The following is a 24,217-nucleotide window of genomic DNA, read 5'->3' on the forward strand; positions in this document are numbered from 1 at the left end:
CGGCCAGGTGCAGCATCACCGCGCTGTCCTTGCCAATCGAATAGAGCATCACCGGGTTCTCACACTCGGCCACCACCTCCCGAAGGATGTGGATGCTCTCGGCCTCAAGACGCTGAAGGTGCGTGAGAGTGTCGGAGGGCAGGGCGGTTCTCTCGAAGAACCGGGCGGGCGCGGCGCGGGCGTCCATGGGCGAGACCTTACATCAACAGAGGAAATGCCGCCCGCCGCAGTGGAAAACGGCAGTCGGAGCTGGCCCTGCCGGTGACTTAGAGAACGGCCCTGAACGGTGCAAGGCGAGCGGCCCCCAGGAATTCTCTACGCTCCATGAGGGGAAATGGTCGGCACGCCGCAGCTTGTATATGTTGGGCGTTTGAGGTCATCTCGCCGCGTCGGGCGGGGGCGGACCTTTGAGGGTTTCGCTCGGAATGTCGCTTGCGTTGAGTTTGCCTGCTCCCTCCGAGCCTGCTGCGTCTGAGGCGTTGGCGATCCGCCTGCGCCGGGAAACTGCGGACGCTCACGCACAACTTGAGAACCAACTGCAGCTGCTTGGTCGGGTTTCCGACAGACAATGGTTCGTTTGCGTGTTGGAGGGTTTCCTTGGCTTTCACATGGTTTGGGAGCGAGCCATTCGCGAGCGTCCTGAGTTGCGGGCTTTTCTGGAGCCGAGAAGTCGGCTCCCGCACCTGCGGAGGGATCTGATCGCGCTCGGGCGCACTACGGCCGAGCTTGAGGCGCTGCCGCACTGTTTCGCTGCTGCCGATCTGGCTGCAGATCCCGCAGAAGCGCTTGGCTCGATCTATGTGATGGAAGGCTCCACCCTCGGCGGTCAGGTGATCCACCGCGCGTTGAAGGACACGGGCTGGCTGCCCCGGGGCGGCTTGACCTACTTTCAGCCCTACGGCTCGCGGACCGGCCAGATGTGGCGCAGCTATCAGGCTTTCGCCGAGCAGACGACGTCCGCAAGTCGTCAGGACGCGGTTTGCGCCGGCGCCAACCGCACTTTCGCCCTGCTTCAGGAGTGGTTGGCGGCATGAACGACGTTTCGCTTACCCCCACGGCTCAGCTCGATCTGGACTCGTGCGCCGCCGAGCCGATCCGCATCCCAGGCGCAATCCAGCCGCATGGTGCGCTGCTGGTGGTGCGTCCGAAGGACTTCGTCTGCCTCAACTTCAGCGCCAACCTGCTGCAGGTGGCCGGGTTCGAGCTGAAACCCGGCGACCGGCTTTCCGATGTGGCCGAAGCGCGCCAGTTGACGGCCGAGCTACGGCGGTGGCTGGACGGGGAGCATCCTGCCTTCCTGCGCACCGTCACCGTGGGCGAGTTCGTCTTGCAGGTGTTCGGCCATGTGACCGAGCAGGGCGTGGTGCTGGAGTTCGAGGATCCGCCGCACTCGGAAGCCGAGACGCTCGAGGGCCTTTACCCGCGCCTGCGCGAGTTCCTCGACGACATCGCCCGCGCTGAGGATCTGCAGGCGATCGCCGATGCTGCGGTCCGGGAAGTGCGCGCGCTCACCGGTTTCAACCGGACGCTCCTCTACTCGTTCGACGAGGCGGGTGACGGCACGGTGCTGGCCGAGGACACGGACGGCGTTCTGCCGTCCTATCGCGGCCTCCGCTTCCCCGCGTCAGATATCCCCGCCCAGGCGCGCGAACTGTATCGCTTGAACCGGATCCGCCTGATCGCGAGCGCCGACTACGAGCCGGTGCCGGTGCTGCCCGCGATCAGCCCGACCGACGGCAAGCCGCTGGACCTGTCGCTGGCCGCTCTGCGCAGCGTCTCGCCGATCCACCTCGAGTACATGCGCAACATGGGCACGGGATCGTCCATGTCGATCTCGATCCTGGTCGAGGGGCGCCTCTGGGGGCTGATCTCCGGTCACAGCCGCGAGCCGCGTCAGGTGAACCCGCAGGTGCGCACGGCGTGCGACATCCTGGGGCAGGTCCTGTCCCTTCAGGTGGAAGCGCGGGAACGGGCTGATGCGGCGGCCGAGCGGCTGTCGTTGAAGCAGGTGGAAACCGACCTCCTGGCGCGCCTCGCACTCTCGACGTCCTTCCAAAGGGCGCTGGCCGACAACAGCGAGATCTGGCTCGAGCTGACCCACGCGGCGGGCGCGGCGGTCATCACCGAAGAAGGGGTCCTGAGCACGGGCGACACACCGGAGCCGGCGGAAATCACCGCGATCGCCCATCAGCTCTTCCAGCGGGGCGACGATCACTTCGCGACGGACTCCCTCGCTCAGACCTGGCCGGACGCGGCGGGTTACGCCGCGACCGCATGTGGCCTGCTCGCGGTCTCCATCTCCCAGATTCATCCGGACTACATCATGTGGTTCCGCCCTGAGGTGATCCGCACGGTCGAGTGGGGCGGCGATCCCAACAAGCCCATGGAGCCCAAGGCCGATCGCTTGAGCCCGCGTACCTCCTTTGAACTCTGGAAGGAGCAGGTGCGCCTACACAGCTTGCCATGGCGTGACGCCGAGGTGGAAAGCGCCCGAGGCTTCCGCAACGCCATCCAGAACCTCGTCCTGAAGCGCGCTGAGGAACGGGCCGAGCTCACAGGCCGCCTAGAGCGGATCAACAAGGAGTTGGAGTCCTTCTCCTATTCGATCTCGCACGACCTGCGAGCGCCCTTCCGCCACATCGTGGGCTACGCCGAGCTGTTGTCGGAGCGCGAGAAGGACCTCGACGCCAAATCGCGCCACTACGTGCAGAGCATCAGCGAAGCCGCCGTCGCTGCCGGCAGGCTCGTGGATGACCTGCTGAACTTCTCCCAGATGGGGCGGGCCAGCCTGCACCTCGGCAAGATCGACATCAGTAAGCTGGTCAGCGAGATCCGCCGCTCCCTGGAGCCGGACGTGGCTGGACGCAAGATCGAGTGGCGTATCGGCGAGCTTCCGGAGGCCTGGGGCGACGGCCCGATGGTCCGACAGGCGCTGCTAAACCTCATCCAGAACGCGGTGAAGTACACCGGGCCGCGGGAGTTGGCGGTGATCACGGTTGAAGGCGAAGACCGTGGCGAGTCCGTCGCCTACACCGTTTCGGATAACGGCGTCGGCTTTGACCGTACCTATGTCGGCAAGCTGTTTGGCGTCTTCCAGCGCCTGCACAGGGCCGAGGACTTCGAAGGCACCGGCATCGGCCTAGCGCTCGCCAAGCGCATCGTCGAGCGGCACGGCGGAACGATTGCGGCCGACGGCGTTCTGGGCCAAGGGGCTACTTTCACCTTCACCTTGCCGAAGCGCCAAGTGGCGCTCAGAGGAGAGACGACGCGTGGCTGACCTGAGGCCGATCCTGCTGGTCGAGGACAATCCGAGGGATCTGGAGCTGACGCTTGCCGCTCTCGCCAAGTGCCAGCTGGCCAATGACATCGTGGTCGCGCGCGACGGCGCCGAGGCGCTGGACTTCCTGTATTCGCGCGGCGAGCACGCCGAGCGCTTGCCGGGCGACCCCGCCGTCGTGCTGCTCGATCTGAAGCTTCCGAAGGTTGACGGCCTCGAAGTGCTGGAGACCGTCAAGAAGGACGCCACCCGTCGCCAGATTCCGGTCGTCATGCTCACTTCCTCCCGGGAGGAGCGGGACCTGGTGAAGAGCTACGAGCTGGGGGTGAACGCCTTCGTGGTGAAGCCCGTCGACTTCAATGCATTCTTCGAGGCCATTCAGGATCTTGGCATGTTCTGGGCCATCCTGAACGAGCCGCCGCCTAGGGGAAGGGTCGATGCCTGACGCAAGCCGGCCTGATCGCGAAATCTGCCTCCTCCTGTTGGAGGACAGCGAAATCGACGCCGAACTTCTCGCGGCGCATCTCAACAAGGCGCAGCTCGCCTTCAGGCTCACGCGCGTCGTAAACCGCCGCGAATTCGTGGCCGCTCTCGAAGAGGGCGCCTGCGAAGTCATCCTGGCCGACTACTCGCTGCCGGACTTCGACGGTCTGTCTGCGTTGAACATCGCACGCGCTCTGCAGCCGGATATCCCCTTCATCTTCGTTTCCGGCGTGGTGGGGGAAGAGTTCGCGACAAACGCCCTCAAGCGCGGCGCGACCGACTACATCATGAAGCGCAACCTGACCCGGCTGGCGACAGCCGTGGAACGGGCGCTGGATCAGGCGCGAGAGCGCCGCGAACGCCGGGAAGCCGAACAGGCGCTGTCGCGTAGCGAAATGCGCGCTCGCCTCGCCATCGAGGGCGCCGAGCTCGGATTGTGGGATTTCGATCCTCGTTCCGGTGAGATGAGCTGGGATGAGCGGTGCCGGGTCTTGCTGGCGCTCGGCCCTGACGAAGAACCCACTTTCGACGCTTGGTTGGCGCGACTGCATCCGGACGACCGCGAGCGGCTGGCCGACAGCGTTGCGGACGCTATCACCTACCATCCGGACAAGACGGGGGCCTACGCCGAGGAGTACCGCATCGTCTCCCCGGACGGGCGTGAGCGCTGGATCGCGTCGCGCGGTCAGGCCCAGTTCGAGCAGGGCATCTGCACCCGGTTTGTCGGCATCGTCCGCGACATCAACGAAGAGCGCCTGGCGCAGGAAGCTCTGCGCCGGCTGACCGGCGACCTGGAGCGTCAGGTCGCCGAGCGCACCGCCGAGCGCGACCGCATCTGGCGGCTTGGGCGTGACCTCTTCACCGTCGCCGGGCTGGACGGACGCTTGCGGCGGGTGAACCCAGCCTGGCTGAACCAGCTAGGCTACCATCCGGACGCGCTGGTGGGCTCTGACTTCAGCCTGCTGATCCACGCCGACGACATCGAGGCGCTTGGGGGGGTGATCAAGCGCCTATCCGAGGGCGAAGTCATCGAGCGCCACGAGAACCGGCTGCGCCACGCCAACGGCACCTGGCGGTGGATCTCCTGGACCGCCGTTCCGGAAGGCGAGGCGTTCTACGCCATCGGCCGGGACATCACTGAGGAGCGCGCCGCCGCCGAGGCCCTGGCGCAGCGCAATCGCGAGCTCGCCGAGCAGATCGAAGAGCGCGAGCGGGTCGAGCAGACTCTGCGCCAGATGCAGCGGCTGGAGGCGGTCGGTCAGCTCACCTCAGGGGTGGCGCACGACTTCAACAATCTGCTGACAGTGATCCTCGGCAACATCAGCTTCGTCGAGCGGTGGATGTCCAAGGAGAGCGTGGACGGCAAGATCGCCGACCGCATCGGCCACATGCGCACCGCTGCCGAGCGAGGCGCGAAGTTGACCGCCCAGATGCTCGCCTTCTCCCGCAAGCAGAAGCTGGAACCCAAGCCCCTCGACCTCAACGAAACGGTCGGCGGCATGCGTGACCTGCTGCAGAGCACGCTTGGCGGCAGCGTGAGGCTTGAGACGGTGCTGAAGCCAGACCTGTGGCCGGCCCTGGTCGACCCTACGCAGATCGAGCTGATCATCCTCAATCTGGCGATCAACGCTCGCGACGCCATGGAAGTCGGCGGCGGTCTCACGGTCGAAACCGCCAACGTCACCCTGCGCGACAAGCCGAGCCGGCCGGAAGAGCCGATGCCTGGCGAGTATGTTCTGCTGGCGGTCAGCGATACCGGACCGGGCATGTCGGATGAGGTTCTCGCCAAGGCTTTCGAACCGTTCTTCACCACCAAGGAGATCGGCAAGGGGTCCGGCCTCGGTCTCGCCCAGGTCTACGGCTTCGCCAAACAGTCGGGCGGCGGCGTCCGGATCGAGACCAAGCTGGGTGAAGGCGCGACCGTGAAGGTGTTCCTGCCTCGGGCTGCGGCCCGCGCGAGCAGCGAGCCGGAACGGAAGGTCGCCCCGCGCGACGTGGTCAGCGCCAGCACCCGCAACGTCCTGGTCATGGACGACGACAGCGCAGTGCGTGAGATCACGGCCGCGATGCTCACAGACCTGGGCTTCACCGTGATCGAGGCGGGCAGCGGCTCCGCAGCGCTGGACGTGCTTCGCACCGACCAGCGCATCGACATCCTGCTCGCCGACTATGCGATGCCCGGCATGAACGGGGTCGAGGCGGCTCGCGCCGCGGTTCAGATGCGCCCCGGTCTGCCGGTCCTGTTCATCACCGGCTATGCGGACCTGAAAGCTTTGCGCGACGTCGGCGAGGACCGGATTATCCAGAAGCCGTTCCGAGACGACGAGCTGTCGCGCAAGGTCGAAGCCGCTCTGGCTGATGCGGCGGAACTCGCGCAGAAGGTGGTGCCGCTCCGACGCGGCTAGCGCGGCGGGGGTGATCCCGGCGGAGTCACGGTGCGCACCATCGAGCTGGCGCTTTGGCCGGGGCTCGTGGAGCCGAGGCTGTCGCCGCCTGTAGAGCCGATACCCATGGAGATGGCGCCTGGCTCACCCAGTCGACCAGAGCCCGGCGCGACACCCCATTCGCCACCGCGGCCCTGCGTCGCTTCAGAGCCGTTCAGGCCGGTCGTCAGACGGGGGCGGGTGTCCGGCTCATCATCGTCGTCTTCCGCGGCTGCTACGCCGGCTGTGGTCTCAGCGTTGGTCGGCGTCCGCTCGGTTCGACCTGGCTGAGGCGCGGCCCGCCCGGCGGAGCGCCGCGCCGGGTTGGCGGCGGGCTGGCTGGCGCTCGCAGCTGTCGTGCCGCCGCTGGAGCCGGTCTGGGCTCCAGCCGGGGCGGCGGCGAAGGCCAGGACGGCGAGGGCGGCTGCGGTGAGCGTGATCTTCATGGCTGTCTCTCGGGGGAGCCTGGGGTTTCCTGAAGGCAAACGGCGTGGCTGATCCTTCGTTGCCGTCAGGCGCCCCGCAGGGCGGCTGGAACGATCGTTTGGTCCATCAGCGCGTGCAGCGCCTGGACATGTCCTGTGACGCCGCGCGCGTCAGGGTCCGAGGTCATCACGGCGGTCAGATCCAGCGACGGCAGCACGTACACCATCTGACCGCCGTAGCCCCAGGCGAAGTAGACCGGCTGGCCAGCGCTCTCTTGAATCCACCAGCCGAGCCCATAAGTGTAGCCCGTATACGGAGAGCGTCCCCCTCGCGAGCGCCAGGCGTCTTCGACCCATGTGGCTGGCAGCACCCGGGTCTGGCCGCTCATGCCGCCGTTGCGGTGCATCTCGCCGAAGCGAAGCAGAGCGCGCGGCGACATCCGCATTTCGTTGCCGCCGAAGTAGATGCCTTGCGGGTCGCGAGACCACGAGGGGATCTGGACGTCGAGAGGCTCGGCCAGCCAGTCACGGGCGAGATCAAGCGTGCTGCGGCCCGTGGCGGCGGTCAGGACGGCCGAGAGGATGTGCGATGTGCCGGTGGAGTACAGCATCCGGCCGCCCGGCTCATCGACGAAGGGGCGGGAGAGGGCGTAGGCCACCCAGTTCGGACTGCTCACCCACCGCCCGTAGTTTGGGCCGGATGTCGGCTCCAGGCCGGCCTCCATGCTGAGCAGGTGCTCAACGGTGATCTGCTGCACCCGTGGGTCCGCGCTGGCCGGGACGCGCGGACCGAGGATGGGGGCGATGCGATCGGCCAGCTTGAGTTCGCCCCGTGCGATCGCGGCGCCGGCGACTGACGCAAGCACGGTCTTGGACGCGGACTTGATGTTGACCGGAGTATCCAGGGAGGGACCGCGGAACGCGCGCTCGAAAGCGGTCTGCCCGTCACGCGCCACGATCATGGAGCGCAGCTGAGGAAGGCGGCTGGCGAGTTCGACACCCTGGCCGAGCAGGGCGCCGTCGAGCCCTGGCTTCCTGCCACTCTCTGCGGCTCCAGCGGCCGGCGGCTGCGCTGCCCGGCTGCATCCGGCGAGGCTTGCGGCCGCAGCGCCGACCAACCCGCCTGCGAGGCTGCGTCGTGAAAGGCTGGTCTTCAGCATGCGACGAGGAGACCTGAAGTTGGAGGCGAGCGTGTGGCCCTACAGCGTCAAAGCGCCGGCATAGCCGGTCAGCTCCAGATACCCGCGCCCTCCGTCAGTTCGTACCGCGCCCTCCCAGTAGACGGGACCTCCGGACGCGCGGCTGTCCAGTTCCTGGTCGTCGAACAGCGGGCGGATGGAAAAGGCGCGCATCCCGCCGGGCAGGCGCACCTCAACGACCCGTTCGACAGGGTAGGCGGCGTTGGTGCGGGGCGAGCGCCAGAGCCGACGGGTGGTGAAGCGGACATCCCGCGGCCCGAACTCGGTGAACCGGCCTGCGGCGTCGCGAAGCGATCCTCCCGTCCAGACCGCTTGGCCGGACTCGTCGCGCACCTGAAAGGCCGTAAGTGCGCCGCCGTCGTCGAGGTTCAGGCCGACCCAGTCCCAGCCCACCGCGCGGGCGTCCAGCAGCGTAGAGGACCATTCGCGGTCGAGCCAGGCTTCACCCGTGACATCCACCCGGCGGCCCGCGCGGGTAACCGCACCTGAGACCTTCAGGTGAGGCAGGCTGTAGTAGTAGCTCGCCTGCTCGGGCGCTGGCCCCTTTCGGCTGTAGCCGCTTTGCCCCTGCAGGAGGATCGGCTGGGTGGGCGCCAGCACGAGATCGAGCGCGAATTCCTGCGCGCCAGCGTGGGTGCGAAAGAGCCCCTCCGGGTCGCGTCTCAGGCTCCAATCATCCAGCACGAGATCCGCATCTCCCGACCGAGCCTCAGCCAGGCCAAATCCGGCCCGTGCGATGCGCTGGTCATGCAACAGGCGTCCCGCGCCGGGATCGGAGAGGGCGGCGTGCGCGAAGATGATCTGCTTGGGCGCGAACGCACTCGGGTTTCGCTGATCCACCTGCGGCCGGCTGCGGAAAAAGGTGACCTGAAAGCCGAGGTCCGCCCCATCTGGAGCGCGTAGCCAGCCGGTGACATACCACCACTCGGTCCGGAATTCGGGATGGGAGCCATGGTCCGCCGGAAAGCTTAAACGGGCGCCGGGACGGACCTGCGGATAGGTCGGCGGCACGGGCGCGTCTCCCCGCTGGCTCGCAGCGATCCCGGGCAACAGAAGGCTCGGGGCCGTAAGCGCGAGGAGCTGACGGCGCGAGAACATCACCAGTCCTCCCGTACCGCTTGGACTGCGGCGCTGGAGACCGCGCCGCGCCCAGCGAGAACCGCAGCGCCGGCCGATGTGACCGCAAGCGCGAGGGTCAGAATGGTGAACAGGCCCCAGGGCAGGCGGGTCTCCATGGTCCAGTGGAAGGACTGCGGATTGACCACATGGATGAGCACCTGGCTCATGGCGACGCCCAGCGCCAGCCCCGCTACTGCGCCGACCAAGCCAAGCAGCGCGCCCTCGGTGGCGAGCATCAGCACGATCTGCCGTCTCAGCACGCCCACGTGCCGGAGCATGCCGAATTCCTTGCGGCGCGCGAGCGTCTGGGCGGAGAAGGTAGCCGCCACGCCCGTCAGACCGACAACGATGGCGATGGCTTCAAGAGCGTAGGTCACGGCGAAGCTGCGATCGAAGATCTGCAAGGCCACCGCCCGCAGATTGCGCGGCTCGGCGAAGTCGGTCTGACGTGCGACCGCCGGCGGCAGTAGCTCCCGGATCGCCTCAGCCACAGCCCGAGGACGGACGCCCGACGCAAGGTCCATGGCCGCCTGAGAGCGCAGCCGGTCGCCGGTGATGCGTGTGTAGTCGTCGGAGTCCAGCGCTACCGCCCCGAACTGGTTGGAGTAATCACGCCAGATCCCCGCCACCCAGACCTGCGTCGTGCCCCCTGAGCCGATCGGCAGGGTGAGCCGTTGGCCCGCCTTCAGTCGGTAGATATCCGCCATGGGCTCGGACACCCACGCCGCAACCGCGCCGACGGGGATGTCCGCGCGGGCGACAAGCGGCAGGACCTCCTTGATCGTGGCGGGGTCGAGCTCTCGAGCAATCAGACGGACAGCGGGTCGGTCCGGCGCCAAACGCAACGGCGCCTCCTGGCGGAAATCCACGGCTTCGAGTTGGGGCAGGGCTGCGATGCGCGCCTGGACTTCGGGCGGAATGCCGCCGCCGGTGGCATCCTCAATCCGCATGTACACGTCGGAGGGCAGGATCTGGACCAGCCATTCATCGACGGAGCCGCGGAAGCTGGTGACCATCACGGCCATGGCCACCATCAGGCTGGTGGACGCGACGATGCCGCAAAGTGCGATGGCGGCTTGGCGCGGCGCGCCCCAAAGACGGGCGACGGCCAATGCGACGGGTGGAGCGGGGTTCCTGAGGCGCCGCAGCGGCCGGATCAGCACACGGGCAAGCCACGGCATTGCTCCGACGCCGCCCGCCAGCATGAGAGCGATGGACAGATAGCCCAGCAACGGAAGTCCCCCCACGGGCGGCCCGAATGCGGCGAGGGCGCCTGCGCCGAGCAGCGCCACGCTGATCCACGGCATGGGCGCGCGACGTGGATCGCCTGCATCACCCGCTCCCGCTTTCAGGGCGACGGCGGCCTGGGCGCGGCTGGCCTCCAGCGCTGGGAGGAGGCTTCCCGCGAGAGCCACGATCAACCCGAGCGACGCGATCACGACTGCGGCGACCGGCGTGAACACCAGCCTCGGACGGTCAGCGGCGAAATACCCGCCGCCCAAGTCGCCACCGAAGAGGTTCAAGGCCAGGGCCGCCAGGCCGACGCCCAGCAGGATGCCGAGCCCGGCGCCCGTCACCCCAAGCACCGCGCCTTCTATAAGCACCTGGCGGAGCATGCCTCGAGGCTTCAGTCCCAGGACGCGGAGAAGAGCAAATTGCGGACGGCGCCTCGCCACCGAAAGCGATTGCGCCGAGTAGACCAAGAAGCCGCCGGTCAGCAGTGCGACCATCGCCAGCATCTCAAGGTTCACGCGATACGCGCGGGAAAGATTATCGCTGCGCCGCGCCTCGGTCTCGGCCGTGACGAGCTCCGCGGCCCTCGGCAGAAGGCGGCCAAGCTCATTCTCCACGCGTGCCCGGTCCGCTCCTTCTTGCAGCCGCACATCCAGCCGCTGCAATTGGCCGATCTGGCCGAACAGCCACTGTGCAGTGGCGATGTCCACCACGCCCAGCGCCTGACCGGAGGCCGCCGCGGGCAAGGTCCCGGCGATCTGAAGCTCTGCGCTGCGTCCCGCCGCTGTGACGGTCACGCGAGCGCCCACCGGGCGGCCGAGCGCTTGGAACGCATCTTGTGAAAGGAACAGGGCGTCAGCCTGAAACACCGCCTCGGAAGAGTCGAAGGTGTCCGCTCCTGGGCGCCGACCGATCAGGCTCGGCGTCACCGCCGCGGCGCGCAGGACATCGACGCCGAGCAAGGTGAACTGCCCGCCGGTATCCGTGCGCGCCGCCAGTTCCACCACCGGGCTCGCCATCGCGACGCCCTGCGCGCGCGCCACTTGAGGGTAGAGGCCTTCTGGGAAGCCGGCCGGCGAAACGGCGTGGATCTGCAAATCGGACTCGCCGCTCACGGTGCGAACCGCGCGTGCGAACTCGTCCAGGGCCGAGCGGTTGACGATGTGCACGGCCAGGCCAAGAGCCACGCCGATGGCGATCGCCATGATGGCGAGCACCACCCGGCTGGGCCGCGCGCGCCACTCGCCGAGCATCATCCACCGAAGCAGGGTGGGGCTGAGCGCCCGGTCAGGCGGCATGGGCAGCCACGAGCCCCTCAGACGTGAGGGTAAGGATCCGATCGGCGGCCGCGGCGGCGCGCTCGGAGTGCGTCACCATCACCGCGGCCGCGCCGGACTCGCGGACCTGGGTGCTGAACAGATCAAGGATACGCTCAGCCGTCTGCGGGTCGAGATTGCCCGTGGGTTCGTCGGCGAGCAGCAGGGCAGGCCGGTGGACAAGCGCACGCGCCAGAGCGATCCGCTGGAGCTCACCGCCGGACACCTGAGCCGGGAAATCACCGCCTCGACCGCCAAGCCCCACCCGAGCCAACATCGCGTCGGCGCGCTCCAACGCCTCGCGTTGCGCGGCGTGAGCCAACACCAGAGGCAGGGCGACGTTCTGAGCCAGGGTCAGGTGCGGAAGGATGTGGAAGGCCTGGAAGACGAAGCCGATGTTGTCGCGGCGCAAGGCGGTGCGCACATCATCCGACAAGCTGTCCAGAGCCTGGCCGCTGATCTCGATCCGGCCGCTGTCCGCCAAGTCCAGGCCAGCGATGAGGTTGAGCAGGGTGGATTTCCCGACGCCGGACTCGCCCATGACGGCGACGATCTCGCCTGGGCGGACCTGCAGGGAAAGGTCCTGGAACAGCACGCGGCCGCCGGGCAGGCTCTTGGTCAGGCCGGAGAGGGAAAGCGGCAGGGCGTCGGGCATTCCGGGATCTTACGCGGTCGTTCGGCGCGGGGCGAACGCGCGAGCCGGGCGTCGGTCGCAAGAAAAAAGCCCCCGTCCTGGTGAACGGGGGCTTTCGGATCTGACTGGCCGCCGGACCTTAGTCCTTGGCGCGTTCCTGGTAGGAGCCGTCTTCCGTCAAGACCACGATGCGGGTGCCCGTGGTGATGTAGGGCGGGACCATGGTCTTGAGGCCGTTCGAAAGGATCGCCGGCTTGTAGGATGAAGAGGCGGTCTGGCCCTTCACGGTCGGCTCGGTGTCCACCACTTCGAAGGTCGCCAGGCGCGGCAGTTCGATAGCGATCGGCACGCCCTCATGAGTGGAGAGCATGACCTGCATGCCGTCCTGCAGATAAGGCGCGGCGTCCCCGACCATGTCTTCGGCCGCCACGACCTGGTCGTAGGTTTCCGGGTTCATGAAGTGGAAGCCTTCGCCGTCCTGGTAGAGGAACTGGTAGGGCCGGTCGTCCACCGTGGCGCGCTCCACCGTCTCGGTGGTGCGGTAGCGTTCCGAGACCTTCACGCCGTCCGAGATGCGACGCATGTCGAGCTGGGTCACCGGGGTGCCCTTGCCGGGGTGGATGTTCTGAGCGCTGAGGACGACGTAGAGCTTACCCTCCAGGTCGACGACGTTGCCCTTGCGCAGCGAGCTGGCGGAGACTTTCACGTTGCTTGTTCCTCGATGACGGCGGCGCGCGGGCAAGCCCGCATGATTCCGCTAATCAAATTGTTGTTGCGCCCCTATAGCGATCCCGGCCGAAATCGCCAGTCCTTCCCCTGTCGCAGCCTTGCAACACACTGAAGCTTCGCCCTGGTGGGCGCCGGACAAGCACGCCGATCGCCGGCCCTTCCTGACTGCGCGTGCGGCGATCACGCGCGCCGTGCGCGCCTGGTTCGACGCGAAGGGCTTCACGGAGGTGGAGACCGCGGCTTTGCAGGTCTCGCCCGGCAACGAGACACATCTGCATGCCTTCCGGACGGAGATCGTCGGGCCGGCGGGCGAGCGGGCCAGCCTCTATCTTCACACCTCGCCCGAGTTCGGCTGCAAGACGCTGCTGGCGGCGGGCGAGACGCGCATCTTCAACATGGGCAAGGTCTGGCGGAACGGCGAACGCGGCGCGCTGCACCACCCCGAGTTCACCATGCTGGAGTGGTACCGCGCGGGTGAGCGTTACGAGACGCTGATGAAGGATTGCGGCGACCTGCTGCGGCTGGCCGCAGAGACGGCGGGCGCCAAGTCGTTTCGCTTCGGCGGCCGCGAAATCGACCCGTTCGAGGAGCCGGAACGGGTAACCTTGGCCGAGGGGTTCTCGCAGTTGGCCGGCATTGACCTGCTCGCCACCGTGGCAGACGACGGATCGACAGACCGCGAGGGGCTTGCCGCTCAGGCCCGTGCCGCCGGCGTGCGCGTGGCGGCGGACGACGGCTGGTCCGACGTCTTCACACGTGTGCTCGTCGACAAGGTCGAACCGGCCATCGGCAACGGACGTGCTACAGTCCTCTGCGAGTACCCTGCACCGGAGGCCGCCTTGGCCAGACGCAAGCCGGGCGAGCCGAAGGTGGCGGAGCGGTTCGAGCTTTATGCCTGCGGCGTCGAGCTCGCAAACGCGTTCGGCGAGCTGACCGACCCTGCTGAGCAGCGCCGCCGCTTCGAAGCGGACGAGGCGGAGCGCGAGCGAATCTACGGCGAGCGCTATCCAATCGACAACGATTTCCTGGTCGCTCTCGGACACATGCCGCCGGCCAGCGGCTCGGCCCTCGGCTTCGATCGTCTCGTCATGCTTGCGGCGGGCGCCCAGCGCATCGAACAGGTGCTCTGGACGCCCGTGCCCGTGCCCGTGCCTGGCTAGCGCCAGCCGGCAGCCACCGATCGAACGCTGGCGAGCTGTTGCAGGCGGGTGCGCAGGTAGGCGGCCCGCTCCTCATCAAGACCGTTCGCTTCGACCTCCAGGCGGGCGATGTCGCCGCTCACCTCCATGGCCATGCGCGCAACCCGAGCGCCTTGCGCTGGAAAGGGGCCGAGCGCGCGGAGCAGGGCGTCGGCGCCGTCCTCCATCTCGACTAGGAAGAGCCAGTTGCGCGTGGCGCCGCTGTCGTTGGCGGGCCAGGTCATTTCAGCGGCCTGACGTGTTCGACACGCAGGGCGGAGACGCCCGCGCGGTTAGCCAGTCGCTCGCCGGCAGCTTCGGCGCTGGCATCCGACAGATCCTGGATTTGCAGCGTCGTTTCGACGATCTCGCCCACCGAACGCATGCGCAAACCCGCGAGAGCCGCGCCGGAACGGGCGAGGAAGTCCTCCACCGCTTGCAGCGCGGCCTGGGTGTGGCTGGCGGCGAAGGTCAGGACGTGATGCTGGGCGAAGTTCTCAGCGGCGGACATGATCAGGCCCTCTCACGGAAGTGGCGGCCGTGGCGGCGAGCATTGCGATCCTAGCGATGTGCATCTTGGCGGTGGCCATCTCGGTGGTCCTTTGCGTGTGAGGCAGGGGCCGACCGGGCAACAAAAAACCCCGCGTCCGGTGAGGAGCGGGGCTTCGATCGTCCGATCGTGGCGGCAGGTCTTATGACGTGCGCCGTCGCCCCGTGCGGGTGATAATCATCATCATGGTGGCTTTGACGGAGGCGCAGCCGGCCGCGCGGGCTGCAAGGCCCGTCATCGGTTCGGCTTGGAAGACCTGATAGGTCATGCGTCGTCTCCTGCGCCAGCCTTTAGCGCAGTTCGGCCTCGCAAGCCAGAGGCGGCGCGCGTTGCTCCACGCCAACTTCCGGGCCATATGCCGGCGACTATGACCGCAGCCCGGACACTTCGCGATCCTCGCGCGCTCGCCGACGCCGGGTTGATTGCGCCTGAACGGCTGCCAGAGCTTGAGCGCGTCGCGGCGCAGTACGCCGTGGCGATCACGCCGCCCATGGCCGAGTTGATCGACCGCGCAGACGTGCACGATCCCATCGCGCGGCAGTTCGTCCCCTCCGGAGAAGAATTGGTGCAGCAGGCGCTCGAAAGCGCCGATCCGATCGGGGACGATGCACACAGCCCGGTCGAGGGGATCGTCCACCGGTATCCCGACCGCGTGCTGCTGAAGCCGACCCACACCTGCGCAGTCTATTGCCGCTTCTGTTTCCGACGCGAGATGGTGGGCCCCGGCGGCTCAGGGACCCTGTCGCCTGCTCAGATGGAGGCCGCGATCAGCTATATCGCCTCCCGGCCGCAGATCTGGGAGGTGATCCTCACCGGCGGCGATCCTCTGATCCTGTCGGCCCGGCGCTTAAGCGAGACCATGCAGCGGCTCGCCGGGATCGAACACGTGAAGGTCGTTCGCTTCCACACCCGCGTGCCGGCCGTGGATCCCGCCGCCGTGACGCCAGACCTCGTGGAAGCGCTGAAGTGCGGGAGCAAGGCCGTCTATGTCGCCCTTCACGCCAACCACGCTCGCGAGCTGACGCCGCAGGCGCGGGCCGCCTGCGCCCGGATTGTCGACGCTGGCATCCCGATGCTGGGGCAAACCGTGTTGCTGAAGGGCGTGAACGACGATGTCGAAAGCCTGACCGCTCTGATGCGGGCGTTCGTCGAGACGCGCATCAAGCCCTACTACCTGCACCACGGCGACCTTGCGCCTGGGACGAGCCACCTGCGCACCGACTTGGATGCTGGACAGGCGCTGATGCGGCAAATGCGCGGGGACGTGTCCGGCCTTTGTCAGCCGACCTATGTGCTCGACATTCCCGGCGGGCACGGGAAGGCGCCAGTGGGGCCGCAGTTTCTTTCCGAGGCGCAGGACGGCGGCTCCGACGTCGAGGATTTCCGCGGTCGCAAGCATCGTTACCCGCCTGCCTGAGTCTTATCGTCGCGACGGGCCGACTGTGGCCCGGCGGGCGCAGACGGCGCCCTGCGCGATCTGCTAGCACCGCCCCTCCTCTGAGTGCCCCCGAGTCGGATTTGCGCCGTGACTGATCTCACCGAAACTCCCTGGATCCGCGGCTTCGCGATCACGCCGCGCCGGCTGAGCGAAGGGGGCTGGGTTTGGCTCACCTCGTACGAGTGGCGTTGGCAGCGACCGGACTCCAGCCTTCCGGCGGCGTTGAACCCGCCGCGGGTGTACAGCCGCAAGGCTCGCTCTAAGGCGTCCAAGGTGCTGGCTGCGAACGGCTAGTCGCCGCGCCATCGATGTCCGAAAACCGCGAGACGTGAGCGCGGCGGCGGGTGCATGCTCCCGCCATGGACCTCGACTTCGAAGCCTGCCGCCAAGCCTTCGTCACCCGCGACCCGCGGTTTGACGGACGCATCTTCTGCGGCGTCCGCAGCACGGGAATCTACTGCCGACCGGTCTGTCCGGCGCGCACGCCCAAGCCGGAGAACATGCGCTTCTTCCCCTCCGCAGCCGCTGCGCAGGAGGCCGGATTCCGCCCGTGCCTGCGCTGCCGTCCCGAGGCGTCGCCGGATCTAGGCGCCTGGCGGGGCACCTCCAATACGGTCTCTCGAGCTCTCGCCCTGATCGAAGCTGGGGCTTTGGACGGCGGGGACGTGGACGCGCTCGGCGATCGGGTCGGCGTTGGTGAGCGTCAGTTGCGTCGGCTGTTCAAGCAGCACCTGGGCGCTTCGCCAGTCGCCGTGGCTCAGACGCGCCGCGTCCTCCTTGCCAAGCAGCTGATCCAGGAGACGCGCCTTCCGATGGCTGAGGTGGCGCTGGCGTCCGGCTTCGGCAGCGTGCGACGCTTCAACGAGAATTTTCAGCAGCTGTTCGGTCGCCCGCCAGGCGCCCTGCGCCGATCGCGCGGGCAGGAGGTGAGCGCCGGGAGAGCCGGGGTCACTGTACGTCTGGCCTACCGCGCGCCCTACGATTGGGAGCAGGTGATCGGCTTTCTGGCCGCCCGCGCCATCCCAGGCGTGGAAACGGTTTCAGCCCGCCGCTACGCGCGCTCCTTGGAGGTGGACGGCGCACGTGGCGTGGTCGTCGTGGAGCCCGGCGACGGCGACTACCTGATCGCCCACATTCGTTTTCCGAAGCTGCAGGCCTTGCCGGCGGTGATCGCGCGCGTCCGACGGGTGTTCGACCTGACTGCGGATCCAGCTCGCATTGGCGCTCACCTGAGCCGGGACGCTGATCTCGCGCCCTTGGTCGCAGCAAGGCCGGGGCTGCGAGCGCCCGGAGCGTGGGACGGTTTCGAGCTCGCGGTGCGAGCCATTCTTGGGCAGCAGATCACGGTGTCGGCCGCACGCAATCTGGCGGCCCGACTAGCGCAGGCCTATGGCGAGCCACTCGACGACCCCGCAGCCGAAGAGCTCGGGCTGTCGCGCCTGTTCCCTCAGCCGGGCCGCCTACTCGGGCAGGAAATCGCCGCTTTGGGCATGCCGCGAGCCCGGGCTGCAGCCCTGCAGGGTCTCGCGCAGACCGTCGCGAGCGATCCTTCGATCTTCACGCCGCGAGCTGACCTGGAAAGCGCCGTTTCTGTTCTTCGTGCGCTTCCAGGGATCGGCGAATGGACGGCGCAGTACATCGCCCTGCGCGAGCTGCGCGAGCCGGACGCCTTCCCGCAAGCCGACGTCGCCCTGCTGCGGATGCTGCCGAAGCCCGACGGCGCCCGACCGACGCCAGCCGAACTGCTTGCCCGCGCCGAAGGGTGGCGGCCCTGGCGCGCCTACGCCGCCCAGCATCTGTGGGCCGCTGACGCGGCTCAACCCAAGCCCCAGAGGAAGTCCGATGAACGAGCCGCTGCCTGACACCCTGATCCTGGATCGGCTCGACACACCGATCGGCACGGCGATCGTCGTGACCGATGAGGCGGGCGTGCTGCGGGCCTTCAACTGGACCGATTACGAGGAGCGCATGAACGCGTGGATCTCGCGCCGCTACCCTGGCGCGGCCGTTCGTGCTGGCCGCTCCCCAATTCGTGCGGCCCTTGAGGCTTACTTCGCCGGCGAAGTGAAAGCGCTGGAGCGGCTTGCCTGGGCCGCGATCGGGACCAGCTTCCAACGACAGGTCTGGACCGCCCTGTGCCAGATTCCGACAGGCGAGACCTGGAGCTATGCGCGACTAGCGCAGGCGGTGGGTCGGCCAACCGCCGTGCGGGCGGTCGGACTGGCCAATGGCTCAAACCCCGTGGCGCTCGTTGTACCCTGCCATCGGGTCATCGGCTCCAACGGAACTCTGACGGGCTATGGCGGCGGCTTGCCTCGCAAGCGTTGGCTTCTCGCCCACGAAGGCGCAAGCTTCCGGGATCAGATGGCCGCCTAAACCTGTATAATTGTTAGGCGGTTCAGAGGTCGTCCTAGCCGTCGGCGCGTTGCGTCATTGCGTGCGGGCGGCCTGGGTCCGAGCGTTCCCGGTAGAACTTCGGGAGTTCAGCTCATGGGTCTTTCGCGTCGCGCGTTTCTGGAACGGGTCGGCAAGGCGGGCGGCTACGGCGCGCTGTATGTGACCATGCAGGGCATGGGCCTGCTGGCGACTCCGAAGGCCTATGCCGCCCCGAACCTGCCGGCGGGGTCAGGCAAGGGCGTCAAGGTTGCGGTTCTGGGCGCCGGCGTCGCCGGTCTGGTGGCCGCGTACGAGCTTCGCAAGGCTGGCTACGAAGTCACGGTCTTGGAGGCCCGCCAGCGTCCAGGCGGCCGGGCCTGGAGCGTTCGGGGCGGCGACCGCATCCAGCAGATCGGGCGGCCTGACCAGACGGTGGATTGGGAGAGCGGCCGCCACCATTACTTCAACGCAGGTCCGGCCCGGATTCCGCAGACCCACCGCGCCATCCTTAGCTACTGCCGCGACCTTGGCGTGCCGCTCGAGGTGATGGTCAACGGCAACCGCATGGCCAAGCTGGATTTTGGCGGCAAGGTGGTGACCAACGGCCAAGCGACGAACGACACGCGCGGCGCCTTCGCCGAGCTGCTGTCCAAGGCCATCAGCCGCGGCTCGCTCGACCAAGAGCTCACGCCCGCCGACAAGCAGGCCCTGCTGGGCTATCTCGGGTTCTATGGCGACCTGAACCCTGAGCGCATGTACGCCGGCTCGGTCCGCTCCACCTTCAAGGATCCGCCCGGCGGCTATCTCCATCCGCCCAGCTCGGGCGAGCCGCTGCGGCTGAAGGACATGATGCAGTCGCGCTTCTGGGGCGCGTCGCTGATCTTCGAAGAGATCAGCGAGATGCAGGCCACGATGCTGCAGCCGGTGGGCGGCATGGATCGAATTTCCTATGCGCTCTACGAGCAGGTGAAGCCGGCGGTGAAGTTCGGCGCCGAGGTGAAGGAGATCCGGCGCCGCGGGAAGGGCGTGCGGATCGCCTATGTGGACGCTGGCGGAGCTCAGCGCCTCGACGCCGACTACGCCATTGTGACCATCCCTGTGCCGGTGCTGCGCAAGATCACCGCCGATTTTAGCCCGGCTGTGCAGAAGGCTCTGGCCAACACGCAATATCACGAGGGCACCAAGGTCGCCTGGCAAACACGTCGGTTCTGGGAGCAAGACGACTTCCAGTATGGCGGTCTCGGGTGGACCGAAGAGCCGAGCGAGCTGGTTTGGTATCCGTCGGGCGGATTCGGGGAGAAGACCGGGATTCTGGTGGGCGCCTACTCGATCGGGTTCTCAGGGCCCGAGAACCCGCGGAAATTCGCGGCGATGAGCTTTGACGAGCGTTTCGCCGTCTCCAGGCGCGTCATCGAGAAGTTCCACCCCGGACGAGGCCGTGAGCTCGGCAAACCAGTCACCGTCGCCTGGGACCAGACACCCTACAGCGAAGGCGTGGCGGTCAGTTGGGAAGAGGCTCAGCGGACTACCGACTACGCAACCCTGTGCAGGCCGGACGGGCCATTCTTCTTCGCCGGCGAACACCTCAGCTACATCAACGCCTGGCAGGAAGGCGCGGCGCTTTCCAGCCACGAAGCCATCAAGCTGCTGCAGGCGCGGGTGTCCGCGGCTTAGGGGCGGCGTCGGCGCAGCCGACTGACAACCAGCGGAGCGAGGGAGAGCAGCGCCAGAGCGGTGAGCGATCCGAGCACGGCGGGCGAATGCAACGCGGCGGCTACCGCGTGCTCCGAGTTCACCGACCGGCCCAAGCCCGAGCCCAGGCTGGCGTAGATGAAGGACGTCGGCACCGCGCCGACGGCAGTCGCGCCGGCATAGGCGCGGATCGGCGCCGCCGCGAGCCCAGCTGCGATGTTCACGAGGGAGAAGGGAAACAGCGGGATTAGCCGCATGGTGAGGATGTAGCTGAAGGCGTTCTCGCCGAAACCGTTCATCACCTTGCGCATTCGCGGGTCGCGCTTGGCGCGAGCCAACAAGGAAGGCGCCAGTGCGGTCCTCGCGGCGAGGTAGGTGAGCACCGCCGCAGCCGTCGCGCCGACCACCGTCGCAGCGCCGCCGACTGCAGCGCCGAACAGCACGCCGCCTGACAAGGTCATCATTAGGGCGACGGGCAGGCAGGCGCCGGTGAGCAGGGCGAACACCACGACGTAGATGAACACGGCCAGCACCGGAGCGGCGTCCACCCGAGCCTGAAGACTCTCCAGCCGGGCAGGGGAGATCTGTTCCAGCAGACCCATGCGCCACGCCCCGAAAGCGACCAGCAGGAGCAGGCCGGCCAGGACGAATCTCGGCGCCAAGCTAGCCAAGGCCCGTGGCGCGCGGTCATCCTCCAGTTGCCCTGGATGGCTCAACTCGTCAGCACGTCTGTCCAAATGCGCGTCCCTCAGCCTAAGGACCTTCTGCCAAGTCCCAGGCTTGTCCAGATCAAAGTCGGAGCGGCGCGGCGGTTCAGCAACATTGCTGAAAATTCATCTCAGGGTCATGGAGACGCGCCAGCACATGACGTATAACGTTGGTCGACGGAATCGAGAGCACGAGGCAGGGAGATGGCTTTCTCGACATTGACTGAGATGGTCGCTGCCGTTGTCGTGCATTCGTCCGCGGCCGCCATGTGCCATTTCGGCGTCAGCCTCGAAGCTGCGCAGCCGGAACGGGTTCAACCTGCGCCGCAGCGTGTGATCGCCCGCAGCCCTCGGAAGATCGAGAAGATCGCGGTGGATGGGCCCTCGTCTAATCGGCGGGCACCCGAAGCTCGGGCCTGAGCGTCAGGCGCCGTTCGCGTCTGAACCTCTTGTCGCAACGCATTGCGTCGGCGCGACATTCCACGTCCAACCTGAGCTGAGTCGAGCTCGCCTGTTTGCGTCGCCTGCCATCGCAGGTAATCCTTGCCGTTGGAGACGCGGGCGCGGGGACGGGCGCGATCTCGTGCGGAGTGGATGGCGGGCATGAAGATCAGGAAGCGGCGTCAGCCGTTGGATTTCGGGGCGTCCAGCGACACCGGAGCGGACACGCAGACCGCCTTTGAGCCCGCACCGCTGATCGATCAACCGATGATGGCCCGCATGGCCACCTCTTCCGAGCTGGATGCGCCCATAGCGTCGCCATCGTTCGCAACACCCGTGGCCGCCCCCAAGACGCCGCAGCCCGCACTTCGCGACGCCCAGCCGCCGGCGCCGCTTGCTGAGGACGTCTACGAAGCTCCGTCGGGCTGGCCGATCTACCTGACGGCCCTTGCGGTCTCCGTTCTTTGGGCGCTTGCGCCGCTGGCCTATGCGGTGGGCTACCGGAACCGTGTGGAGCCGTTCACGGACGACGCCTTCGCGATGGCTGTGTTCGTGCTTCTGGCGGTCGGGCCAGCGGCCTTCGTTTTCGGCGCGGCCTACATGATCCGCCAAGGCCAGAAGCTGGCGGCGGAAAGCCGGCGGGCGAAGGCGATGGCCGAGACCATGCTCGCGCCGGCGCTCAGCGCCGCAGCCGAAGCAGGCGACGTCGTCCAAGGCGTCCGCGAGGAGATACTTCGCGCCGGCGCCGCCGCGGACGAAGCGCGTGAAACCCTGCTGGCCCTCAGCCGAGCGCTGGCCTCCGAAGCCGAACGCCTCTCCGAGACGACACAGAATTCGGTGCGCACGGCTAACGAACTCGCCGGCACGCTTGGCCGGGAACGCACCGAAATGCAGGGGCTGGCCCACACGCTCGATGCTCAGGCCACCCGTGTGGCCGACTCCATCACGCAGCAGGCGCGGATGGTCGCCGAGGCGTCCGAGCTGGCCGAGACCCAGCTGCGTGAGGCTGAAGCCGCCCTGTCGGCGCGGGCCGCCGATTTGGCCGCCGCCGCCAGCGAAGCGGGAGACGCCGCCCGAACCGCTGGAGAGGACCTGGTTCGCCACATCGCACGGCTGGAGACGGCCGGCGTCGGTGTCTCGGAGCAGATCCGCGCCGTGGAAAGCGGGCTGTCGGAGCAGCGGGCGGCGCTGATCACCCTGTCGCACGCGCTGCGCGCCGATCACGAGTCCTTCTCCGACGAGGCCGACGCCCACGCCACCCGCCTTGCCGACTTCATCTCGCAAGCCCGGCTGTCGGCGATGGAGATGAGCGATCGCGCTTCCAAGGGCGGCGAGACCCTGAAGGCGCTGATGGCGGACGCGGCCGAGCAGTTCCGCGAGTTGGCCCAGACGGCCCACGCCGAGCGCGAGGAGTTCGGTCAGTCCACCCATCAGTCGCTCGAGGCGGTCTCCCAAGCCGCGGCCCGCGAGCGAGCCGAGCTGGAGGCGCAGACCCGCGCCGCGATTGCAGCCCTCCACCACGCAGCCGAGGAGACGCGCGAAGCGGCGTCGCGGCACGCCGCCATGGCGCGCGAGCAGGTGGACCAGCTATCCGAAGCCGCCTTTGCGGCGGGCCAGAAGGCGAACCAGGTCTTCGAAGCGCGCCTCGAAGAGGCGAGGGCGCTGGTGCAGCAGTCCTCGCAAATGGTCGAGCAGGCCGGCGCCGCAACCGCCCGCAAGCTGGACGAGGGCGCCTCGGCGGCCCGTGCGACGCTCCAGGAACTGGAGACAATGTTCGCTCGCCTGGAAGAGCGGACACGTCAGATGCCCGCGTCCGCTCGCGCTCAAGCTGAGCAGGTGCGCGCCGCGCTGGCCCACGGCATGGACGAGCTGATGCAGCACGCCCATCGCACGGCGGCGGAAGCGCAAGCGATCGATGCGGCGTTCCAGGAGCGGGTCCGTCGCAACTTCGACATGCTGAGCGAGGCGGTGCGCCTGATGGGCACGGTGGCGGCCGCGCCTGCCGGCGCCGCGCCGCTCTCAGCTCCGCTCCAGCCTGCGCCTGTTGCACCCACCACGCGTGTGGCGGCGCCGCCTCCGCCGCCCACACCGCCTCCGCCGGCAGTCGATCCTGCGCCGGTCGTCGAACCGCAGGCCGTGGCGCCGACGGCAGCATCCGCCAGCATGGCCGCGCCGCTGCGCGCGCCTCTGTCCGGAGCCGCTGGCCGCACCACCTTCCGTGCGGCTTATCAGGCGCCGACGCTGCGGCCTGCACCTCCGCCGCCGCCTGCGGCGGAGCCTGAGCCTCCGGAGCCCGAGCCCGTCGCATCTATCACGTCCGCCTCTGGCGCTATCGAACCGGACGAGCCGGAGCTTGAACTTGAAGACCTGGTCGTGCCTTCGCCCACGAGTTCGACGGCCGATCGCTCGCAAGCCGATCCTGCCGAGCAGATCGGCTTGCGCCCCCGACTGAAGCTGACGCCGACTGCAAGCGATCAGGAGTTCTCCTCCATCTTCGAAGCCGCAGGTGGGCCTCCTCAGGCCACGCGCGCGGCCGCTGAAACCGAGGACGAGGAGGAGGGGGGCGAGACCTGGACTTGGAAGGATCTCCTGGCGTCGATCGACGGACCTGACGCAGGCGGCGGGGATGAGCCGATCGAAGCGGCGTTGGGCGCGGAACTTGCCCGTATGGGGGTGGAGCCGGATCGCCTGTTGCCGACTGGACGGATCGACGAGATCGCCGCGGCGGTCCAAAGCGGCGATCTCGATGGCGCCCGCCAAGTGGTGAAGCGGCTCGCACCGGCCGCCACGCGCCGCATCGTGCGCCGTCTTTTCACTGACGCTGACCTGCGCAATCAGGCCGAGACCTTCGTGCGCCGCTACCAGGCGGTTGTCGACGACGCCGTGGTCCGTGATCCCGAGGGGTTCCTGATGGCGAGTCTGTTGGGCAGTGACGCGGGCCGGCTCTACCTGCTGCTCGACGCCGCGGTCGGCGACGCGGCCTGACCACAGCGTGCG

Annotated in this window: 21 protein-coding genes and 1 pseudogene; 11 read left to right on the forward strand and 11 right to left on the reverse strand. The window is 67.9% G+C overall.

What is annotated here, in order from left to right:
- Window positions 1-187: pseudogene (locus DJ018_RS09655) on the reverse strand (sulfate adenylyltransferase subunit CysD); the annotation flags it as partial.
- Window positions 188-407: 220 nt separating this feature from the next.
- Here DJ018_RS09655 and DJ018_RS09660 point away from each other — a divergent pair.
- The 4 genes from DJ018_RS09660 to DJ018_RS09675 are packed head-to-tail and all read left to right on the forward strand — an operon-like array spanning window position 408 to window position 6,165.
- A complete protein-coding gene (locus tag DJ018_RS09660) occupies window positions 408-1,034 on the forward strand; it encodes a biliverdin-producing heme oxygenase (protein ID WP_133254253.1) in 627 nt (208 codons plus the stop codon).
- The gene (locus tag DJ018_RS09665) at window positions 1,031-3,277 is read left to right on the forward strand and encodes an ATP-binding protein (protein ID WP_111514758.1); all 2,247 of its coding nucleotides are present in this window, start codon (window positions 1,031-1,033) and stop codon (window positions 3,275-3,277) included. The genes DJ018_RS09660 and DJ018_RS09665 overlap by 4 nt, the downstream gene beginning before the upstream one ends.
- Window positions 3,270-3,722, forward strand: a complete 453-nt coding sequence (locus tag DJ018_RS09670; RefSeq protein WP_111514759.1) for a response regulator — start codon at window positions 3,270-3,272, stop codon at window positions 3,720-3,722. Before DJ018_RS09665 ends, DJ018_RS09670 begins: the two co-directional genes overlap by 8 nt.
- Window positions 3,715-6,165 carry a response regulator gene (locus DJ018_RS09675; protein WP_111514760.1) on the forward strand — a complete coding sequence of 817 codons (2,451 nt, stop codon included), beginning with the start codon at window positions 3,715-3,717 and terminating at the stop codon, window positions 6,163-6,165. Before DJ018_RS09670 ends, DJ018_RS09675 begins: the two co-directional genes overlap by 8 nt.
- Here DJ018_RS09675 and DJ018_RS09680 read toward each other — a convergent pair.
- The 6 genes from DJ018_RS09680 to efp form a co-directional block, all read right to left on the reverse strand.
- A complete protein-coding gene (locus DJ018_RS09680) occupies window positions 6,162-6,629 on the reverse strand; it encodes a hypothetical protein (RefSeq protein WP_111514761.1) in 468 nt (155 codons plus the stop codon). The genes DJ018_RS09675 and DJ018_RS09680 overlap by 4 nt on opposite strands.
- A 65-nt stretch (window positions 6,630-6,694) precedes the next feature.
- The gene (locus DJ018_RS09685; protein ID WP_111514762.1) at window positions 6,695-7,768 is read right to left on the reverse strand and encodes a serine hydrolase domain-containing protein; all 1,074 of its coding nucleotides are present in this window, start codon (window positions 7,766-7,768) and stop codon (window positions 6,695-6,697) included.
- A gap of 39 nt (window positions 7,769-7,807) precedes the next feature.
- Window positions 7,808-8,818 carry a lipocalin-like domain-containing protein gene (locus DJ018_RS09690; protein WP_205853745.1) on the reverse strand — a complete coding sequence of 337 codons (1,011 nt, stop codon included), beginning with the start codon at window positions 8,816-8,818 and terminating at the stop codon, window positions 7,808-7,810.
- 86 nt (window positions 8,819-8,904) lie between these two features.
- Complete coding sequence (locus DJ018_RS09695; RefSeq protein WP_111514764.1) at window positions 8,905-11,457, reverse strand: FtsX-like permease family protein; 2,553 nt, start codon at window positions 11,455-11,457, stop codon at window positions 8,905-8,907.
- A complete protein-coding gene (locus DJ018_RS09700; RefSeq protein WP_111514765.1) occupies window positions 11,447-12,130 on the reverse strand; it encodes an ABC transporter ATP-binding protein in 684 nt (227 codons plus the stop codon). Before DJ018_RS09700 ends, DJ018_RS09695 begins: the two co-directional genes overlap by 11 nt.
- Before the next feature lie 118 nt (window positions 12,131-12,248).
- Window positions 12,249-12,815, reverse strand: a complete 567-nt coding sequence (gene efp / locus DJ018_RS09705; protein ID WP_111514766.1) for an elongation factor P — start codon at window positions 12,813-12,815, stop codon at window positions 12,249-12,251.
- A 121-nt stretch (window positions 12,816-12,936) separates the two neighbouring features.
- On the opposite strand from efp, the gene epmA reads away from it, so the two are divergent.
- Window positions 12,937-13,998: an EF-P lysine aminoacylase EpmA gene (epmA, locus tag DJ018_RS09710; RefSeq protein ID WP_111514767.1), complete on the forward strand. Its 1,062-nt coding sequence runs from the start codon at window positions 12,937-12,939 to the stop codon at window positions 13,996-13,998.
- On the opposite strand, the gene DJ018_RS09715 is transcribed toward epmA, so the two are convergent.
- From DJ018_RS09715 to DJ018_RS19545, 3 genes are all read right to left on the reverse strand, one after another.
- Complete coding sequence (locus DJ018_RS09715) at window positions 13,995-14,261, reverse strand: hypothetical protein (RefSeq protein ID WP_111514768.1); 267 nt, start codon at window positions 14,259-14,261, stop codon at window positions 13,995-13,997. The genes epmA and DJ018_RS09715 overlap by 4 nt on opposite strands.
- Window positions 14,258-14,527 (reverse strand): hypothetical protein, encoded by a 270-nt coding sequence (locus tag DJ018_RS09720; protein WP_111514769.1) that lies wholly within the window; start codon window positions 14,525-14,527, stop codon window positions 14,258-14,260. The genes DJ018_RS09715 and DJ018_RS09720 overlap by 4 nt, the downstream gene beginning before the upstream one ends.
- Window positions 14,528-14,708: 181 nt before the next feature.
- Window positions 14,709-14,834 (reverse strand): hypothetical protein, encoded by a 126-nt coding sequence (locus tag DJ018_RS19545; RefSeq protein WP_276309822.1) that lies wholly within the window; start codon window positions 14,832-14,834, stop codon window positions 14,709-14,711.
- A gap of 99 nt (window positions 14,835-14,933) precedes the next feature.
- Between DJ018_RS19545 and DJ018_RS09725 the strand changes: the two genes are divergently transcribed.
- The 5 genes from DJ018_RS09725 to DJ018_RS09745 all read left to right on the forward strand — a co-directional run bounded on the left by DJ018_RS09725 (window position 14,934) and on the right by DJ018_RS09745 (window position 20,054).
- Window positions 14,934-15,983: a lysine-2,3-aminomutase-like protein gene (locus DJ018_RS09725; protein ID WP_111514770.1), complete on the forward strand. Its 1,050-nt coding sequence runs from the start codon at window positions 14,934-14,936 to the stop codon at window positions 15,981-15,983.
- Between the two features lie 108 nt (window positions 15,984-16,091).
- A complete protein-coding gene (locus DJ018_RS09730; protein ID WP_111514771.1) occupies window positions 16,092-16,298 on the forward strand; it encodes a hypothetical protein in 207 nt (68 codons plus the stop codon).
- Between the two features lie 65 nt (window positions 16,299-16,363).
- Window positions 16,364-17,866, forward strand: coding sequence for a DNA-3-methyladenine glycosylase 2 family protein (locus DJ018_RS09735; RefSeq protein ID WP_111514772.1), 1,503 nt, complete (start codon window positions 16,364-16,366; stop codon window positions 17,864-17,866).
- Window positions 17,847-18,380, forward strand: a complete 534-nt coding sequence (locus tag DJ018_RS09740) for a methylated-DNA--[protein]-cysteine S-methyltransferase (RefSeq protein WP_111514773.1) — start codon at window positions 17,847-17,849, stop codon at window positions 18,378-18,380. The genes DJ018_RS09735 and DJ018_RS09740 overlap by 20 nt, the downstream gene beginning before the upstream one ends.
- A gap of 114 nt (window positions 18,381-18,494) precedes the next feature.
- Window positions 18,495-20,054 carry a flavin monoamine oxidase family protein gene (locus DJ018_RS09745; protein WP_111514774.1) on the forward strand — a complete coding sequence of 520 codons (1,560 nt, stop codon included), beginning with the start codon at window positions 18,495-18,497 and terminating at the stop codon, window positions 20,052-20,054.
- Here the strand turns inward: DJ018_RS09745 and DJ018_RS09750 are convergent.
- Window positions 20,051-20,734: a TVP38/TMEM64 family protein gene (locus DJ018_RS09750; protein WP_111514775.1), complete on the reverse strand. Its 684-nt coding sequence runs from the start codon at window positions 20,732-20,734 to the stop codon at window positions 20,051-20,053. The genes DJ018_RS09745 and DJ018_RS09750 overlap by 4 nt on opposite strands.
- Before the next feature lie 648 nt (window positions 20,735-21,382).
- Here DJ018_RS09750 and DJ018_RS09755 point away from each other — a divergent pair.
- The gene (locus DJ018_RS09755; protein WP_133254254.1) at window positions 21,383-24,205 is read left to right on the forward strand and encodes a coiled-coil domain-containing protein; all 2,823 of its coding nucleotides are present in this window, start codon (window positions 21,383-21,385) and stop codon (window positions 24,203-24,205) included.
- The last annotated feature ends 12 nt before the right edge of the window (window positions 24,206-24,217 follow it).

The sequence above is a fragment of the Phenylobacterium deserti genome, assembly GCF_003254705.1.
In the GTDB taxonomy this organism is placed as follows: domain Bacteria; phylum Pseudomonadota; class Alphaproteobacteria; order Caulobacterales; family Caulobacteraceae; genus Phenylobacterium; species Phenylobacterium deserti.